This is a genomic window from Campylobacter sp. CN_NE2 (assembly GCF_027797465.1).
In the GTDB taxonomy this organism is placed as follows: Bacteria; Campylobacterota; Campylobacteria; order Campylobacterales; family Campylobacteraceae; genus Campylobacter_B.
Genome location: NZ_CP115608.1, coordinates 396,253 through 411,850 on the forward strand (window position 1 = coordinate 396,253; position 15,598 = coordinate 411,850).

Genomic DNA, 15,598 nt, shown 5'->3' on the forward strand with positions numbered 1-15,598 from the left:
GCTTTGGTGATTGCTTCGAATTTACTTCGTAAATTCTCGCAATGACAATGGATAAAAATCGTTCTCGCTCAGTTTGCAAGGACAATAAAGAAAAAATTTTCTCTATATGTCATTGCGAACAAGCAAAGAAAAACAATCTAAAAATTTGCAAATTTATTTTCTATTTTTAAGATAAGCAAAAATATACTCAAACCCTGAATATAGCGTTAAGATGACGGCTATCCAAAGTAAAAGCTCTCCGCCTTTCCACTGCATGGTTAAAAAGCCGATTGCTATCATCTGAAAAACGGTTTTTACCTTTCCTGCCATGGACGCTGAAACACTGATATTTTCGCTAACCATAACCGTGCGAAATCCTGTGATAAAAAATTCACGGATCAAAATAAGATAAACAGCCCAGACATTTGCACGGTCAATGAGAGCAAGTCCCAAAAAACCCGCAAGTGTAAGCATTTTATCGGCTAGTGGATCGATGATCGAGCCTAGTTTTGTGATTTGATTCCATTTTCTAGCGATATATCCGTCAAAAAAGTCCGTTACCGAAGCGATGACAAAAACAAGTGCGGCAAAGTAGTTTAGCCAACTTGTATGGACACTCGTGTCGTTGTTTCCTGCTAAAATCAGAAAATACAAAAACAAAGGCGCAAGTAAAACACGAAAACTAGCTAAGATATTTGGTAAATTCCACATTTGCTTTTCCGAATTTTATTTAAAAGTCGTTCCGCCATCGACGATAAATGTATGACCTGTTACCCAACTAGCCTTGCTCGAACAAAGGAACAAACACGCACCTGCTAGGTCTGTTGGCTGACCCATGCGGTTAAGAGGTGATAATTTTGCCGTCATATCGCGAACTTCTTCGTAGTTTGTAAATGCTCTTAAAGCGTCAGTTTCGATAGGTCCGCCGCTTACGACATTTACGCGAATATTTTTCTCTCCAAGCTCAGTCGCGGCGTATCTTGCCATGGCTTCGACTGCTGCTTTTGCCGTGCCGTGACCTGAGTAGTTTTCTATATAGACTAAATTTCCTGTTGAGCTTAGACTTATTATGCTACCGCCGCCAACTAGCTCCATGCGTTTAGCTGCTTCTTGTGCGCCCACGACAAAGGCATTTACGGTTGCAGTAAAGATATTATTTATACCACGCGGTTTTAAACGCATAAATTTAGTATATCCACCGGCTACTGCGCGACCTGAGATAATAGCATTTGAGATGAAAAAATCAATCCTATCGAAATCTTTGTCGATTTCTAAAAATAGCTCTTTGTAGGTTTCAGGCTCTAAAATATTTAACGGATATGCTTTTGCTTTTATGCCAAATTCTTTTTCAAGCTCAATAGCTTGTTCGTTGGCTAAATCTGCATTTGAATTGTATGTAAAAGCGATATTTACGCCACATTTGGCAAATTCTAAAACTATCGCTCGACCAATGCCACGCGTTCCGCCACTGATAACTAATGTTTTTCCTTTAAATTCGTTCATAAACTCTTTCATTAAAATCCTTTTATATTGTATTGTTTCATTACGCTTTCGATTTTTTTGAGATTTTCGCTACTTGGTTCGCAAAGTGGTAGGCGATATTCAAGCGTATCAATAAGACCAGCTAAAAACATTGCCGCTTTTATCGGTATTGGGTTGCTTTCGCAAAATAGAATTTTGTTTATTGCATACAAATCATCATTTATCTCTTTTGCTTTTAAAAATTCGTTTTTCATCGCAAAATTTGTCAAATTTGCAATGTAATCAGGCAGTAAATTTGCTGTTACAGAGATAACGCCTTTTCCGCTGTTGCTTAAAATCGGATAGTTTATCGCATCTTCGCCACTAACGACTACAAGGCGAGGCTCATGCGCTAGTAAATCCACGCATTTATCGATACTTCCGCTTGCTTCTTTAACGCCGTAAATATTATCACAATCGTTAAATAGCTTTATGATTGTATCGGCTGAAATATCGCAACCCGTTCTGCCCGGGACATTATAAAGTAATACCGGGATTTCGATAGAATTTGCTATCTCTTTATAGTGCAAATAAAGCCCTTTTTGCGTAGGTTTGTTGTAATATGGCGCAACGGAGAGAATTCCGTCAGCTCCGTGGTTTTGAGCAAATTTAGCTAAATCAACAGCTTCATGTGTGGCGTTTGAGCCAGCCCCTGCTAGGACTTTTACGCCTGTATTTTTGCATGTATCAACGGCGATTTCTATGCAAATTCTATGCTCATCATGCGTCAAAGTCGCGCTCTCGCCTGTGGTCCCAACAGGAACTATCACATTTATGCCATTGTCGATTTGTCTTTTTATCAGTTTTGCGTAACTTACTTCATCTACTTTTCCGTTTTTAAAAGGCGTGATTATCGCAACCATCGAGCCTGTAATGACATTTTTATTCATTTTCTTCCTTTCTTAATATCATCGTTGTTGAATTTTTTCTAACCAAATATTTTTCCATACAATCTTTTAAATTTGCCTTTTGTAAATTTTTTATCCCTTTTTCATAGGCAAATAAAGCGTCCAAATCGCCCCTAATGATATAATCTCCAAAAATAGAAGCGACTTTTGAAGCACTATCAAGTGAGTAGATAAAATCTTTTTTAACAGAGTTTTGAATTTTTGTCATGTCGTCATCTGTGATTTCTGTGTTTTTTGCAAATTCGATTAAATCAAAAATCTCATCACGCAAAATTTCAGCTTTTATGCCGATATTTGCATAAGCAAAAATAATAAATAAATTCTCAAATTTTGCCGACATATTATAAATTCCAACATAATTTGCCAACTTTTTCTCATCAACTAAAACTCGTTGAAAAAGCGAACTTTTGCCGCCGCTTAGATACTCTTCAAGGGCATTTAGTCCTACTTGATCTGCGTGGTTAAATGGCGGAATTTTAAAAGCAATAGCCACAATATCAACTTCGCTTTTTTTATAAATCATAGCAGATTTTTCTCCGTCTTGAACTGGCTCGGTGCAGTGATTTTGTGGGATTTCGCTTTTATTTTCGATATTACCGAAATATTTTTTAGCCAAATCAAAAATTTGATTTTTTTCAATATCCCCTGCGACAATCAAAACGGCATTTTTTGGTTGATAAAATTTAGCGTGAAAATCCTTTATATCATCAATCGTCCAGTTTTTTATATCTTCTTTAAAGCCGATTGGCGTCCAGTGATAAGAGTGATACGAAAAAGCCGTATTGTAAAGTCTAAAAAACAAATATCCGCTTGGATCGTTATCGGTCCGCCATCTGCGTTCTTCTAAGACAACGCTTCGCTCGGGCTGAAATTCATCATCTTGCAAATCTAAATTTTGCATAATATCAGCATATAGTTCGAGCGATTTTTCTAAATTTGCATTTGAACACTTTATGAAATAATGAGTATAATCAAACCCCGTGCTCGCGTTATTTACACCGCCAAAGCCTTTTACGATTTTATCAAATTCTCCTGCTTTGCGATTTTTTGTAGATTTGAAATTCATGTGTTCTAGCATGTGGGCTATACCGCTTTTGCCCATGATTTCATCTTTTGAGCCGACATTATAAAAAATATCGACACTTATAACGCTACTTCCTAAATTCACAGGTACCGCATAAACTTCAAGTCCGTTTTCTAGGGTGATTTTATCAAATTTAGGAAACATTATATTGCCTTTTTAGCATTTACGCCGATTGCTTGGGTAATATTAGTAAATCCGTCTTTTTCGAGCAACTCAGCAATTTGCGAATTTATATTTTTAATCACGCTTGGACCTTTAAAGATAAAACTTGTGTAAATTTCAACCAAACTAGCACCCATTTTTATGCGTTCATAGGCTTCTTTACCGTTGTCGATACCACCGCAACTTATCAAAATCGTTTCTCCAAAAAGCTCGTTTGCCACAGCTTTAAAAAGCTCTTTTGTTTTTTTTGTGATTAGCTTTCCGCTAAGTCCGCCAAAATCTTTTGCCTTTGGCGTTAGGCTATAATCAATGCTTGTGTTGTTGATGATTACGCCGTTTGCGCCGTTTTGCACGGCACAAGAACACAAATCAATCGCTTTGCCAAAACTCATATCGGGGGCGATTTTTAGCAAGATTGGTTTATCGGTTATGCTTTTCATGGTTTCAAAAATATCTTTTATAAATTTTTCATCTTGCAAATCACGCAAATTTGGGGTATTTGGCGATGAAATATTGATAACAAAAATATCGCATAAATCTTTGAATTTTTGCGTTAAAATTTCATAGTCTTTTAACGCATCTTCGTTTGGCGTGATTTTATTTTTGCCGATATTTGCGATTAAGGGAGCCTTAAAAGGATAAATTTTTTCTACTCTTTTTGCGATAGCTTCCCAGCCTTTGTTGTTAAAGCCCATTGCATTTTGCAAACTCTCTTCTTCTATTAGGCGAAAAAGGCGAGGCTTAGCGTTTCCGGGTTGTGGTTTTGGCGTGAAAGTGCCGTATTCTAAATAGCCAAATCCAAGTGCGTTTAGTGCTTTTATCATCGTTGCGTTTTTATCAAAGCCACCGCCGATTCCAAGCGGATTTGCAAAATTTAACCCAAAAATATTTTGTTTTAAAGCTTCATTTTGATAAGAAAAATTTTTAGAAATCAAATTTAGTATAAAATCAAAATTTCCGCCGTTTTTAAGAGCAAATTCGGCTAAGCCGTGAGCTGTTTCGGGGTCAAATTTGAAAAGCAATTTTTTTAAAGTTTTATAATACATATCTATCCTTGAAAAACGCAAAATTCTAGCAAAAATTAGTTAAAAAGCGGATTAAATTCATCTATTTTTCGCTTGTATCTTTGTTTTCGTAAGCGAAATTTCCTTTTAGTTTTTGATAAATTTCACACTCTCTAACTAGCTTTTCATCGTCACCAAAACCTACGATTTCGCCGTTATTTACGACTGCGATTTTACCTGCGTTTTCGATAGTGCTAAGACGGTGCGCTATGATAAATACGATTTTATCAGTTTTGATTTTTTCTATCACTTCTGTAATGGCTTTTTCGCTGACATTATCTAACGCAGAAGTTGCCTCATCGAAAATCAAAATTTGCGGATTATTATACAATGCCCTAGCAATGGCGATTCGCTGTCTTTGTCCGCCGCTTATATTTGTGCCAAATTCATTTAAATTTGTGTGAATTCCGTTTTCAAGCCCCATTACAAATTCATAAGCATTTGCCGATTTAAGGGCATTTATAACCTTTTCTTCATCGTAAGTTTTACCATAAGCGACATTGTTTGCGATAGTGTCGTTAAAAATGTAAATGCGTTGGCTTACAAAACCGATATTTTCACGCAGACTTTCAAGGCTAAATTCGCACAAATCATCATTATTTACCAAAATATTTCCGCTTGTGGTATCGTAAAATCTCATAATCAAATTTACAATCGAAGTTTTTCCGCCACCGCTGTTGCCAACAAGTGCGATAGTTTGACCTTTATTTACGCTAAAATTTATATTTTTTAAAGCCGTTTTTTCGCCGTAGTTTAGGCTGACATTTTGAAACGAAAGAGAATTTATATTTTTTGGAAATTCTTTCTTTCCGCCGATGATGGACGGCGTTTTATCGATTAGTTCAAAAGTTCGGTTACTCGCTACTATTGCATCTTGCATATTATTAAACACGCTAGTAACCTTCTTTATAGGCGTATAAAGCATAAAAAGTGCTGCTACAAACGAAGTAAATTTACCAAGCGTCATAGCGCCATCTATGACCTCTTTTCCGCCTATGTAGATGACTACGGCAATACCGATACCGCCTAGCATTTCCATTAACGGGCTAACTAGACCATTTGTGATGATAGCTTTGAAATTTAGTCTATAAATTCGGTAGTTTTCTTCCGAAAATCGTTTTATTTCACTTTTTTGGGCGTTATTTGCTTTTACGATTTCGATATTTGAGTAAATTTCGCTAAGAACCGAGTTTATATCTGCTGTTTTTTCTTGTGAAGCTTTTGAAATTCGTCTCATTCGCTTTGCAAGACGAGAAAGTGGATATACAGCACACGGAAGCACAATCAAGGCAAAAAATGCTAGTTTTGGACTTTGGTAAATCACAACGCCTAAAAGTCCGATTATGGTGATTAAATTTGTAAAAAATTCAGGTATCATATTTGAGATGATAGTTCGAATTCGCTCGACATCATTGATCGTCCTACTCATCAACTCGCCTGTTCTAAATTTATGAAAAAAGCTCATATCAAGGTAGATTAGCGTAGATAGGATTTTTTCTCTAAAAATTCTAACGACATTTTGTCCTATGTAGCCTGTAAAATATGTCTGCATAAAGTTACCAAGACTTTTTGCTAAAAAAATGGCGATTATCGCAAATGGTATGAGTTTGAGATAGTTTTCGCCTTTTTCGACAAAAACGCCGTCCATTGTGGGTTCGAGTATATAAGATAACCCGGCTGTGCCAAGTGCAGCTAAAATCATACCGATAATCGCAAAGAAAAATTGAACTTTAAAATCTTTGAAAAACGGGCTAAATCGCTTTAAAATTTGCAAAAATTCCTTCATTTTTTATCGCTTTCGTTCATAACTTCCCAAATGGTGCCACTTGGCGTATCCATAATGGAAATTCCCATTTTGGTTAAATTTTCTCGTATCTCATCGGCAAGAGCGAAATTTTTCTCTTTTTTTGCTTCGCTTCTTTGAGCGATAAATTTGGCGATTTTAGCCTTGTCTTCATCGCTTACGCCAAATTGAAAATACTCGTTTTCATCTATTTGTAAAATTCCCAAAATTTCAGCCACAAAGCCCAAATTTGCCATAAATTCAGACTTTTTGATTTTATCTTTTGGATTTTTATCTAAATATTCATTTGCAAAATTTATAAAATTGTCCAAACTTGCCAGCGCCAAAGATGAGTTTAAATCATCATTTAAAGCAGATAAAATTTCAGCTCGAAATTCGGCATTTACCGCACCCGCGCTCACTCCAAAAAGCCGTTTTTTAAGGCGATAAATTTTATCAAGCCGTTTTTTACTAGCGTTTAAATCTTCAAGCGAATAGTTAAAATTTGCGCGGTAATGCGAACTCATAAGGTAAAATCGCAAAGCTTCGCCCGGCACAAATTTAAGAGCATCTTTTATAAAAAAGCTATTTCCTAAGCTTTTGCTCATTTTTTCGTTATTTACCTGCACAAAGCCGTTGTGAAGCCAGTATTTGGCTAAATTTTTGCGCTCACCGCAACGACACTGAGCGGCTTCGTTTTCGTGGTGCGGAAAGAGTAAATCAAGACCGCCTGCGTGAATATCAATGCAAAATTCGCTTTTATTTTTGCCAAAATGCTTTTTTATCATCGCTACGCACTCGCTGTGCCAACCGGGACGACCTTTTCCAAATTCGCACTCATACCAGTTTTCATCAAATTTCCATAAAACAAAGTCTTTTTCGCTTTTTTTGGCTGAATTTGAGACAACTCTTGCTTGGTGACTTAAATCGTTTGCTTTTCCGCTAAGGCTTAAATAATCGCTATCTTTTGCCGTGTCAAAGTAAATTCCATCGCCCGTAATCTCATAAGCATAGCCATTTTGAAGCAAATTTTTTATATAAGCGATGATTTCAGCGATAGTTTCAGTCGCCTTTGGTTCGACATCGGCTCTAAGGACATTTAAAGCGTCCATATCATCCAAATAACGCTTTATATAAAATTCGGTTATCTCTTCTAAACTTTTGCCAGTTTCGCTCATTTTTTTTAAGATTTTATCATCAATGTCGGTAAAGTTTTTTATAAATTTAACGCCGTATCCGTTTGCAATCAAAACTCTACGAAGCAAATCAAAGCTAATCGCACTTTTTGCATGTCCTAAATGCGCATCATCATAAACAGTCGGACCGCAAACATAAAAATTCACGCAAGTTTTATCCTCTGGCGTAAATTCGACCTTTTTTCTTTTAACACTATCAAAAATAACCATTTATAAAGCCTTTGAAAAAGTATAAAATAACGATTTCAACCACGCAAATGGCTAAAATCGGCACAAATTTGCGAAATTTAATTATAGCTAAAAAGTTATTAAATCCAAATTCTTTTATATTTTTATAAAGCAAAAAAACGCCTGAGAGCGAACTAGCTAATGCTAACCCGGCAGCTCCGTAAGGTTTAACAAAAATAGCGCACAAAGCGACATTTAAAATTAAACTTTGAATAGAAAATTTAGCAGCTTCCTTTTGTTTCATTTTCGAATATAGCCACTGCGAAAAGAGCTTTGCTAAACCAAAAGGAACTAGACCCACCATAAAAGCAGCCAAGACTTTTGCGCACTCTATCGTGTCTTCTCTTGTGAATTCGCCCCGTTCAAAAAGTAACCACGAAATTTCAAAACTAAGCATTATTCCGCCGATAGTCGAAGCTAAAAGCAAAAAAAGTAAAAAATAAAAACTTTTTTCTAGTAAATTTTGGGCTTCTTTGTCGTTGCCTGATTTGATTTGTTTTGCGATTTTTGGGAAGATTGCAACCGAAAGCGCAATCGCAAAAAGTGCAAAGGGAAGTTGAAAAATTCGGTTTGCATAGTATAAATAACTAATGCTTCCAAACGCTAAAAAACTAGCAAACCAAGTATCGACAAAACTTGAAATTTGCAAAGCCGATGAGCCGATAACGCCGTGATAAAAGTTTTTATAAAAGCCTTTTGTATCGGCTTTTTCGCCATTTTTTATGCGTGAAAAACCGCCCAGCAGCACCTTTAAAAGTCCTGTAAATTTCAAGGCATAAATATGAACTAAAAGTTGCAAAAATCCGCCCACGACAACGCCGATACTAAGATATAAAACGATAGTTTTATCATCTTTTTCACGAGCTAAAATCAAAGCCACAATCATCGCTAAATTTAAGAGTGCCGTTGAAAATGCCGTCGTGGCGAAGTGATCACGATACTGCAACATTGCCGCAAATAGCGTAACGATAAAGATAAATGTTAGATATAAAAAATTTATTCGCACGAAAGGAACGGCTAAATTTATGGTTTGCTTATCAAATCCAAGGGCTAAAATTTTTGTAAAAAACGCCGCAAAAAGTAAAACGACAAAGGTTAAAAAAAGTATAAAAATCGTAAATTTAAGTAGCACCGAAGCAGCAAAAATTCCCTTTTTTTTAGCATGGGCAAAACTTGGCATAAATGCCTGTGTAAAGGAGCCTTCGCCAAAAAGCCTACGAAATAAATTTGGTAGTTTAAACGCTACAAAAAATATATCACTCCAAATTCCAGCCCCCAGCACGGAAGCTGTCATCAGATCTCGCACTAAGCCTAAAATGCGTGAAACTAAAATTCCAAAACTATTTGTAAAAAAGCCCTTAAACATACCTATCCGTAAAGTTTTTATAAAATACAAAGGCAAATTATAATATAATTTTTGCTTATTTCAAAGTTTAGGAGTTTGTAAATTTGGCAAATTCGCCTTTTTCCGTTTTGCAAAACGGCGATGAAACTACTATATATCTTAACGGCGACTGGACTTATAAGCTAAAACAGGCTCATTTTAATGAGCTCAAAAAAAATATTCAAAATGCACGAAATATAAATTTAAACTTTTCAAATTTGAGCGATTTAGACTATTTTGCCGCAGTTTTGCTAAAAAAATCACTCAGCGGAAAAATTTATAAATTTAGCGATGAAAGCAGAAAAGTTAAAGCCATTTTTGAATTTATAAATGACGAAAATATCGATTTTAAAGATATTCCACAAAAAAATAGTGAAAATATTTTTTCTCAAATCGGACGAAGCGTAGTTTTGGGAATTTCAAATTTACTAAATTTGGCGACATTTTTGGGCGAATTTGTGATTAAATTCTTTCAAATGCTACTTCACCCAAGCAAAATTCGCTTTAAAGAAGTTGTAAATTTTGCCAAAGATAGCGGAATTGATGCGCTTTTTATCGTAGGACTAACTGCTTTTTTAATCGGCGTTGTTTTAGCCTATATCGGCTCTGATATGCTTTCTCAATTTGGTGCAAGTATCTATATAATCGACATTATGGGAACACTAACCTTGCGTGAAATCGCACCCCTAATCGCAGCTATCGTAGTTGCGGGTCGGACATCATCAAGCTTTACCGCTCAAATAGGCGTTATGAAAATCACAGAAGAGATTGACGCGATGAAAACAATGGGCTTTGATCCCTTTTATTTCCTATCAATGCCGCGAATTTTAGCGATGATTTTGATAATGCCGTTTGTCATTTGCATAGCAGATCTTATCAGCATTTTAGCACAAATGATAGTCTGCAATGCCTATTTGGATATTTTATTTAGCGATTATTTGACTAGATTTAAAGAAGCCGTCGAGCTTAGACATTTTTTTGTAGGTCTTATAAAAGCGCCGTTTTTTGGTGCGATAATCGCGCTAATTGGCTGTATGCGTGGTTTTGAAGTGCAAGGAAATACGCAAAGTATCGGAATTTACACTACAATTAGCGTTGTAAATGCCATTTTTTGGGTAATTGCGATCGATGCCATTTTTGCGGTAACATTTTCGGAGCTTGGGATATGAGCATTATCAAAGCTACAAATTTAACCACAGCTTTTGGCGAAAAAACAATGCACGACAATGTTAGTTTTAGCGTAAATGAAGCCGAAATTTACGGCTTTTTAGGTGGTAGCGGTAGCGGAAAGACAACGCTAATGAAAACGCTAATTTACTTAAAAGAGCCAAAAAGCGGTAAAATTTCAATGTTTGATGAGAGCGATATTTGGGCTTTAAATGAAAAAAAGCGAAAGCAAATTCAGCTAAAATGCGGTGTTATGTTTCAATTTGGAGCGCTTTATAGTTCTATGAGTGTCCTTGAAAATGTCGGTGTTTTGTTGCGTGAATATAGCGATTATAGCGAAAAAGATATAAATGAGTTATCGAATTTTTGGATTCAAAAAGTGGGTCTAAAAAAAGAACATGCTATGCTAAATCCAAACGAGCTAAGTGGCGGTATGAAAAAGCGAGTTGCCTTAGCAAGAGCCTTAGCATTAAGCCCCAAAATTTTATTTTTAGATGAGCCAAACTCGGGACTTGATCCGCTTGGTGCAAGAGCCCTTGATAGGCTAGTTTGTGAGTTAAGAGATAGTCTTGGTTTAACCGTTGTTATGGTTACGCATGATGTCGATAGCATTTTTGATATTTTGGATAGATTTTTGATTATCGATAACCGAAAAATCGCATTTGAAGGCGATATTAAAGAGATTGCAAATTTAGAAAATAATCCGCTTGAAGAGCTTTTTAAAATGCGAGATAGGAGTTAAATTTGGAAAATAGAAGTTCATATACGATTGTGGGAATTTTTGTTATGGTTTGTTTAGCGTTTTTTGGGGCTTTTATGTGGTGGATGGCGACAAAAACAGATCCAAATGAAGCTTATAGATCATATTTTATTCATACAAAAAATTTACCAACGGGGATAAAAGAAAATAGCGAAGTGCGTTTTTTAGGCGTAAATGCAGGAATTATCAAAAAGATTGATTTTGCCGATGTCGCTAACGGCATTATCGAAATCGAAGCTTCGATTAAAAGAAAATTGCCTATTTCCAAAGATAGCGTTGCCGAAATAGAAACGCAGGGACTAACCGGAATTTCGCATTTAAATATAACTCGTGGTAGCGGGGAGCTTTTTGCTCCAAATGATGAAAAACCGATTATTGCGCTTGATAAAACGCTTTTAGATAAAATAGGCTCCAAAGCAGAAGTTATCACAGATAGTGTCGGCGAGATGATTTTAAAGATAAATACCTTAATGTCGCAAGAAAATATAGAAAAACTAAATGTAACTTTGGCAAATTTAGAAAAATTTAGTGCAAATTTACAAAACGACGAAAGATTTAAAAATATTGATAGTATTATCTCAAATGCCGATAAAATCGTGGCTGATTTAAGTCAGCGAGAGAAAGATTTAGACGAAGTGTTAAAAAATTTCAACACATTTGCAAAGTCGGCGACAAATTTCGCAAACGCTATGAATAAAACGCAAAGTATGATGGCAAAGCGAATCGAGCAGGGCGATTATAATTTAAAAGCGATTTTGGACCCGACTTTAAGTGAAGCAAAGGTTACTTTGATAGAATTCAATCGTGCATTAAGGGAATTTCAAGGGGCGTTATTTAGACTTGAAGATAACCCTTATGAATTCTTTTTTAGAGATACAAAAAAGGAAAAAAGATAGTGAAAAGATTGATACTTTGCGTGTTTGCGATTTTACTATTTGGCGGTTGTTTGGCTAAACAAGGGGCTAGATATGATTATTATGAGCTTAAATTTAGCGGTGATAGATGCAAAAACAGAGTCCAAAATCGCAAAAATATTTTTATAGACAGAGTTATGGCAACAAATTTAGTCGATAGACGCGATATTTTAATTGTGGATTATAAAAACAAGGCTTGGTTTGTAGAAGATTCTAAATTTATCACAATGCCTAGCGAAATGGTCTATAAGGCTCTCATTGACGGAGCATTTTCTACTTGCGAGTTACGACCTGTTTTTATCTCAAATGAAAATGAGTTAAAATTGAAAACAAGCCTTATCGCACTTCAAGTAAATGGCGATCAAGCCGTCGTTACCATAGGATATGAAATTTTAAATTCGCTAAATAAAGTAAAATCCGGCATTGTTACAAAAAGCGTTTTTGTTCCCGATCCAAGCTCAGAAAGTATTTTTATGGGTTTAAATAAATCTTTGAATTTAGCGATAGATGACATTTTAAAGGCGGTGCAATGATAGTTGCGATTGAGGGCATTATAACAAAAAAAGAGCCAACAAACTGCGTGATAAAATTATCAAATGGCATAAGTTATAGTGTAAATATTTCATTAAATTGTAGTGCAAAACTCGAAAAAAATGCTAAAATAGAACTTTTAATAACTCAGATTATTAGAGAAGATGCAAATTTGCTTTTTGGTTTTTTAGAAGCAGACGAGCAAAAAATGTTTGAAATGCTTATAAAATTAAGCGGAATAGGCGCTAGCACAGCTATGGCTGTTTGTTCTAGTCTTAGTAGTGAGAGTTTTTCAAAAGCGGTTATTAGCGGCGATACCGCTACGCTAACTAGCGTTCCGGGCATTGGTCCAAAAACAGCTAGACGCATAGTGGCTGAGCTAGGAGACGCAAAATTAATGGAATTTTCTAGTGGCGAGAGTTATAAAAACGAAGCGGCAATGGCATTAGAAAGTTTGGGTTTTAAAAGAGATAAAATAAATAAGGTTTTGAGCGAGTGTTCTAGCACGAGTACGGCTGAACTTGTAAAAGAAGCGTTAAAAAAATTAGCTTGATAACAAAAATTTAAAGGAGTTTAAATGAGACTTGGAGTTGTATTTGGCGGTCAAAGCTATGAGCATGAAGTTAGCATAATTTCCGCGATTGCATTGAGTAAGGTATTTAAGTCAGAAGATGTTGCATATATATTTTGCGATAAAGATAGAAAATTTTATTTAATCGATCCAAAAAATATGGTTGCGTCTTATTTCAAAGACGGTGCGTATAAAACTGGTGGAATTGGTTTTGGCAAGCCAAAAGATTTGCATATTTCAAACGGCGGTTTTTATCTAAACGGAATGTTTTCAAAAGATAAATTTCCTGTTGATGTTTATATAAATTTAATTCACGGCTGTGACGGTGAAGACGGCAAAATGGCATCTTTGTTCGATTTCTTTGGCATAAAATACATTGGTCCTAGGATTGAAGCTAGTGTTTTGAGCTATAATAAAATTTTAACTAAAAATTTAGCTGCTCTTGCGGGAGTTAAAACTATAAACTATGCAATCGTTAAGAAAAATTCACTCGCAACTTTTAAGTATCCGCTTATTTTAAAACCGGCTAGACTTGGTAGCAGTATCGGCATAGGTATAGTAAATAACTCTCACGAATTAGATATTGCTATGGATAAGGCTTTTGACTTAGATGACACAGCGATAGTCGAGCCGTATGTAGCAAATATAAAAGAATACAATCTTGCAGGTTGTAAGATTGATGGTAAATTTATATATTCAAATATAGAAGAGCCTGTAAAAAAAGATTATTTAGATTTTGATCAAAAATATATGGATTTTTCTCGAACAGGTAAGATAGAGCCTGCCGCAGTTGGACAATCAGTCCAAGATAATATGAAAGAAGCATTTCATAAAATTTACAATACGGGTGGCTTTGATGGAGCTTTGATTAGGTGTGATTTTTTTGTTATCAATAACGAAGTTTATCTAAATGAAATCAATCCATGTCCGGGAAGTATGGCAAATTATCTTTTTGATAATTTTACAGAAGTTATCAAAAAATTAGCGAATTCTATTGAATTGCCAAAAGAAATTCCTGTTTCATACGATTTGATAGACAAACTTATGGATATTAAGTAAAAGATATTTAAAATTTTATGCTAAATTTTGCGTAAAATTTTATTAAAATGGAGCGATTTTATGATTAATAAAGATGAAATTTACACCGCAACCGAGATTGTTCGCAATTTCAGTAGTGTTTTAAACAAGGTTACAAACGGAGATATTAAAAAAGCTTTGATAGTCAAAAATAACAAATTCGAAGCCGTGCTTTTAAGTATGGCAGAATTTGAAAGATTTGAAAAAGCGGTTGAACTTCTTAAAATCGCATATTCGCAAAGAAAGAGTGAAAATGATAAATAGATTTTTACTCTTTTTAGAAACTACAAATTCGCTAAATTTACACGCCAGATGCCTTTGTGCCAAAATTGCAAAGGCATAAAATGGCATCAAAAGAAATCGAATATAACGGCGTTTCTTACAAAATTTCATACGAAGCATTAAATACAAATTTAAAGCCTTACATTTTGATTTTACATGGTTGGGGCGCAAAAAAAGAGCTTATGACGGCTGCTTTTAAGGGTAAATTTAGCTCTTTTTCCCAAATTTATGTTGATTTGCCGGGATTTGGCAAAAGCAGTGTTTCTTCGCCGATTTGCACGAAAGATTACGCTAGCATCATTAAAGAATTTATCGCTAAAATGGGCTATGAGCCGGTTGCTGTTATGGGGCATAGCTTTGGCGGCAAAGTGGCAACCTTGCTAAATCCACAAAATTTGATTTTGTTAAGTAGTGCTGGTATTTTAGAGCCAAAACCACTTAAAGTTCGCCTAAAAATCGCTATTTTTAAAATTTTAAAAATGCTTGGACTTTCTAAATTTTATAAATTTTTTGCCACAAGCGATGTCAAAGGCATGAGCAAGACTATGTATGAAATTTTAAAATTAGTCGTAAATGAAGATTTTACTGAGCATTTTAAAAGCGTTAGTTCCACTAAAACGCTCATTTTTTGGGGCAGGGAAGATACTGCCACACACTTTGAAAGTGGAGAAAAAATTCACTCTTTAATCAAAAATAGTAAATTTTATCCGCTTGATGGGGATCACTTTTTTTTCATAAAAAACGGCGAATTTATCGCTAAGACAATCGAAAAAGAGCTAGCAGAATTTGCCACAAACATGCCAAATTTGGAAAATTCTATATCAAATTCACAAAATTTAGAAAATTTTGATTTAAATTCGCAAAATTTATCACAAAATTTGCAAGATTTAAGCAGCTTTGAACTTTTTGAAAATCCGCAAGATTTGGCACAAAATTCAGCGCAAACTCGTGCAGGTCTGCCAAATCAAAATTTAGAAATTTAGGACT

At 35.3% G+C, this 15,598-nt stretch carries 16 protein-coding genes; 8 read left to right on the plus strand and 8 right to left on the minus strand.

All coding sequences use genetic code 11. The annotated features are described in order from the left end of the window. Window positions 1-153: 153 nt before the first annotated feature. The 8 genes from pgsA to murJ form a co-directional block, all read right to left on the minus strand. A complete protein-coding gene (gene pgsA, locus PF028_RS01985; RefSeq protein WP_270861409.1) occupies window positions 154-690 on the minus strand; it encodes a CDP-diacylglycerol--glycerol-3-phosphate 3-phosphatidyltransferase in 537 nt (178 codons plus the stop codon). Between the two features lie 15 nt (window positions 691-705). After that, complete coding sequence (locus tag PF028_RS01990) at window positions 706-1,482, minus strand: enoyl-ACP reductase (RefSeq protein ID WP_270861432.1); 777 nt, start codon at window positions 1,480-1,482, stop codon at window positions 706-708. A gap of 11 nt (window positions 1,483-1,493) precedes the next feature. Beyond that, window positions 1,494-2,390: a 4-hydroxy-tetrahydrodipicolinate synthase gene (gene dapA / locus PF028_RS01995; RefSeq protein WP_270861410.1), complete on the minus strand. Its 897-nt coding sequence runs from the start codon at window positions 2,388-2,390 to the stop codon at window positions 1,494-1,496. Continuing rightward, on the minus strand, window positions 2,383-3,636 hold the full coding sequence (locus PF028_RS02000; RefSeq protein WP_270861411.1) for a M16 family metallopeptidase: 1,254 nt from the start codon (window positions 3,634-3,636) through the stop codon (window positions 2,383-2,385). The genes dapA and PF028_RS02000 overlap by 8 nt, the downstream gene beginning before the upstream one ends. After that, the gene (locus PF028_RS02005) at window positions 3,636-4,700 is read right to left on the minus strand and encodes a quinone-dependent dihydroorotate dehydrogenase (RefSeq protein WP_270861412.1); all 1,065 of its coding nucleotides are present in this window, start codon (window positions 4,698-4,700) and stop codon (window positions 3,636-3,638) included. Before PF028_RS02005 ends, PF028_RS02000 begins: the two co-directional genes overlap by 1 nt. A 61-nt stretch (window positions 4,701-4,761) precedes the next feature. Continuing rightward, window positions 4,762-6,504, minus strand: a complete 1,743-nt coding sequence (locus PF028_RS02010; protein WP_270861413.1) for an ABC transporter ATP-binding protein — start codon at window positions 6,502-6,504, stop codon at window positions 4,762-4,764. Next, complete coding sequence (gene cysS / locus PF028_RS02015; protein WP_270861414.1) at window positions 6,501-7,907, minus strand: cysteine--tRNA ligase; 1,407 nt, start codon at window positions 7,905-7,907, stop codon at window positions 6,501-6,503. Before cysS ends, PF028_RS02010 begins: the two co-directional genes overlap by 4 nt. Further along, the gene (gene murJ, locus PF028_RS02020; protein WP_270861415.1) at window positions 7,894-9,291 is read right to left on the minus strand and encodes a murein biosynthesis integral membrane protein MurJ; all 1,398 of its coding nucleotides are present in this window, start codon (window positions 9,289-9,291) and stop codon (window positions 7,894-7,896) included. Before murJ ends, cysS begins: the two co-directional genes overlap by 14 nt. 83 nt (window positions 9,292-9,374) lie before the next feature. Here murJ and PF028_RS02025 point away from each other — a divergent pair, with 83 nt between their 5' ends. The 8 genes from PF028_RS02025 to PF028_RS02060 all read left to right on the plus strand — a co-directional run bounded on the left by PF028_RS02025 (window position 9,375) and on the right by PF028_RS02060 (window position 15,594). Next, the gene (locus PF028_RS02025) at window positions 9,375-10,478 is read left to right on the plus strand and encodes an MlaE family ABC transporter permease (protein WP_270863790.1); all 1,104 of its coding nucleotides are present in this window, start codon (window positions 9,375-9,377) and stop codon (window positions 10,476-10,478) included. Beyond that, window positions 10,475-11,218 (plus strand): ABC transporter ATP-binding protein, encoded by a 744-nt coding sequence (locus PF028_RS02030; RefSeq protein ID WP_270861417.1) that lies wholly within the window; start codon window positions 10,475-10,477, stop codon window positions 11,216-11,218. The genes PF028_RS02025 and PF028_RS02030 overlap by 4 nt, the downstream gene beginning before the upstream one ends. 2 nt (window positions 11,219-11,220) lie before the next feature. Next, on the plus strand, window positions 11,221-12,132 hold the full coding sequence (locus PF028_RS02035; protein WP_270861418.1) for an MlaD family protein: 912 nt from the start codon (window positions 11,221-11,223) through the stop codon (window positions 12,130-12,132). Next, on the plus strand, window positions 12,132-12,683 hold the full coding sequence (locus PF028_RS02040) for a hypothetical protein (protein ID WP_270861419.1): 552 nt from the start codon (window positions 12,132-12,134) through the stop codon (window positions 12,681-12,683). Before PF028_RS02035 ends, PF028_RS02040 begins: the two co-directional genes overlap by 1 nt. Then, window positions 12,680-13,234 (plus strand): Holliday junction branch migration protein RuvA, encoded by a 555-nt coding sequence (ruvA, locus tag PF028_RS02045; RefSeq protein ID WP_270861420.1) that lies wholly within the window; start codon window positions 12,680-12,682, stop codon window positions 13,232-13,234. Before PF028_RS02040 ends, ruvA begins: the two co-directional genes overlap by 4 nt. Window positions 13,235-13,258: 24 nt before the next feature. Further along, complete coding sequence (locus PF028_RS02050; protein ID WP_270861421.1) at window positions 13,259-14,311, plus strand: D-alanine--D-alanine ligase; 1,053 nt, start codon at window positions 13,259-13,261, stop codon at window positions 14,309-14,311. Window positions 14,312-14,371: 60 nt separating this feature from the next. Beyond that, window positions 14,372-14,593, plus strand: coding sequence for a type II toxin-antitoxin system prevent-host-death family antitoxin (locus PF028_RS02055; protein WP_270861422.1), 222 nt, complete (start codon window positions 14,372-14,374; stop codon window positions 14,591-14,593). Window positions 14,594-14,673: 80 nt separating this feature from the next. Continuing rightward, window positions 14,674-15,594, plus strand: coding sequence for an alpha/beta fold hydrolase (locus PF028_RS02060; RefSeq protein ID WP_270861423.1), 921 nt, complete (start codon window positions 14,674-14,676; stop codon window positions 15,592-15,594). Window positions 15,595-15,598: the final 4 nt, after the last annotated feature.

Coding starts and splice junctions, on each gene's coding strand:
- PF028_RS02055 (WP_270861422.1), top strand. CDS start 14,372: ATGATTAATAAAGATGAAATTTACACCGCAACCGAGATTGTTCGCAAT.
- PF028_RS02050 (WP_270861421.1), top strand. CDS start 13,259: ATGAGACTTGGAGTTGTATTTGGCGGTCAAAGCTATGAGCATGAAGTT.
- pgsA (WP_270861409.1), bottom strand. CDS start 690: ATGTGGAATTTACCAAATATCTTAGCTAGTTTTCGTGTTTTACTTGCG.
- murJ (WP_270861415.1), bottom strand. CDS start 9,291: ATGTTTAAGGGCTTTTTTACAAATAGTTTTGGAATTTTAGTTTCACGC.
- dapA (WP_270861410.1), bottom strand. CDS start 2,390: ATGAATAAAAATGTCATTACAGGCTCGATGGTTGCGATAATCACGCCT.
- PF028_RS02060 (WP_270861423.1), top strand. CDS start 14,674: ATGGCATCAAAAGAAATCGAATATAACGGCGTTTCTTACAAAATTTCA.
- PF028_RS02000 (WP_270861411.1), bottom strand. CDS start 3,636: ATGTTTCCTAAATTTGATAAAATCACCCTAGAAAACGGACTTGAAGTT.
- PF028_RS02030 (WP_270861417.1), top strand. CDS start 10,475: ATGAGCATTATCAAAGCTACAAATTTAACCACAGCTTTTGGCGAAAAA.
- PF028_RS02010 (WP_270861413.1), bottom strand. CDS start 6,504: ATGAAGGAATTTTTGCAAATTTTAAAGCGATTTAGCCCGTTTTTCAAA.
- PF028_RS02005 (WP_270861412.1), bottom strand. CDS start 4,700: ATGTATTATAAAACTTTAAAAAAATTGCTTTTCAAATTTGACCCCGAA.
- ruvA (WP_270861420.1), top strand. CDS start 12,680: ATGATAGTTGCGATTGAGGGCATTATAACAAAAAAAGAGCCAACAAAC.
- PF028_RS01990 (WP_270861432.1), bottom strand. CDS start 1,482: ATGAACGAATTTAAAGGAAAAACATTAGTTATCAGTGGCGGAACGCGT.
- cysS (WP_270861414.1), bottom strand. CDS start 7,907: ATGGTTATTTTTGATAGTGTTAAAAGAAAAAAGGTCGAATTTACGCCA.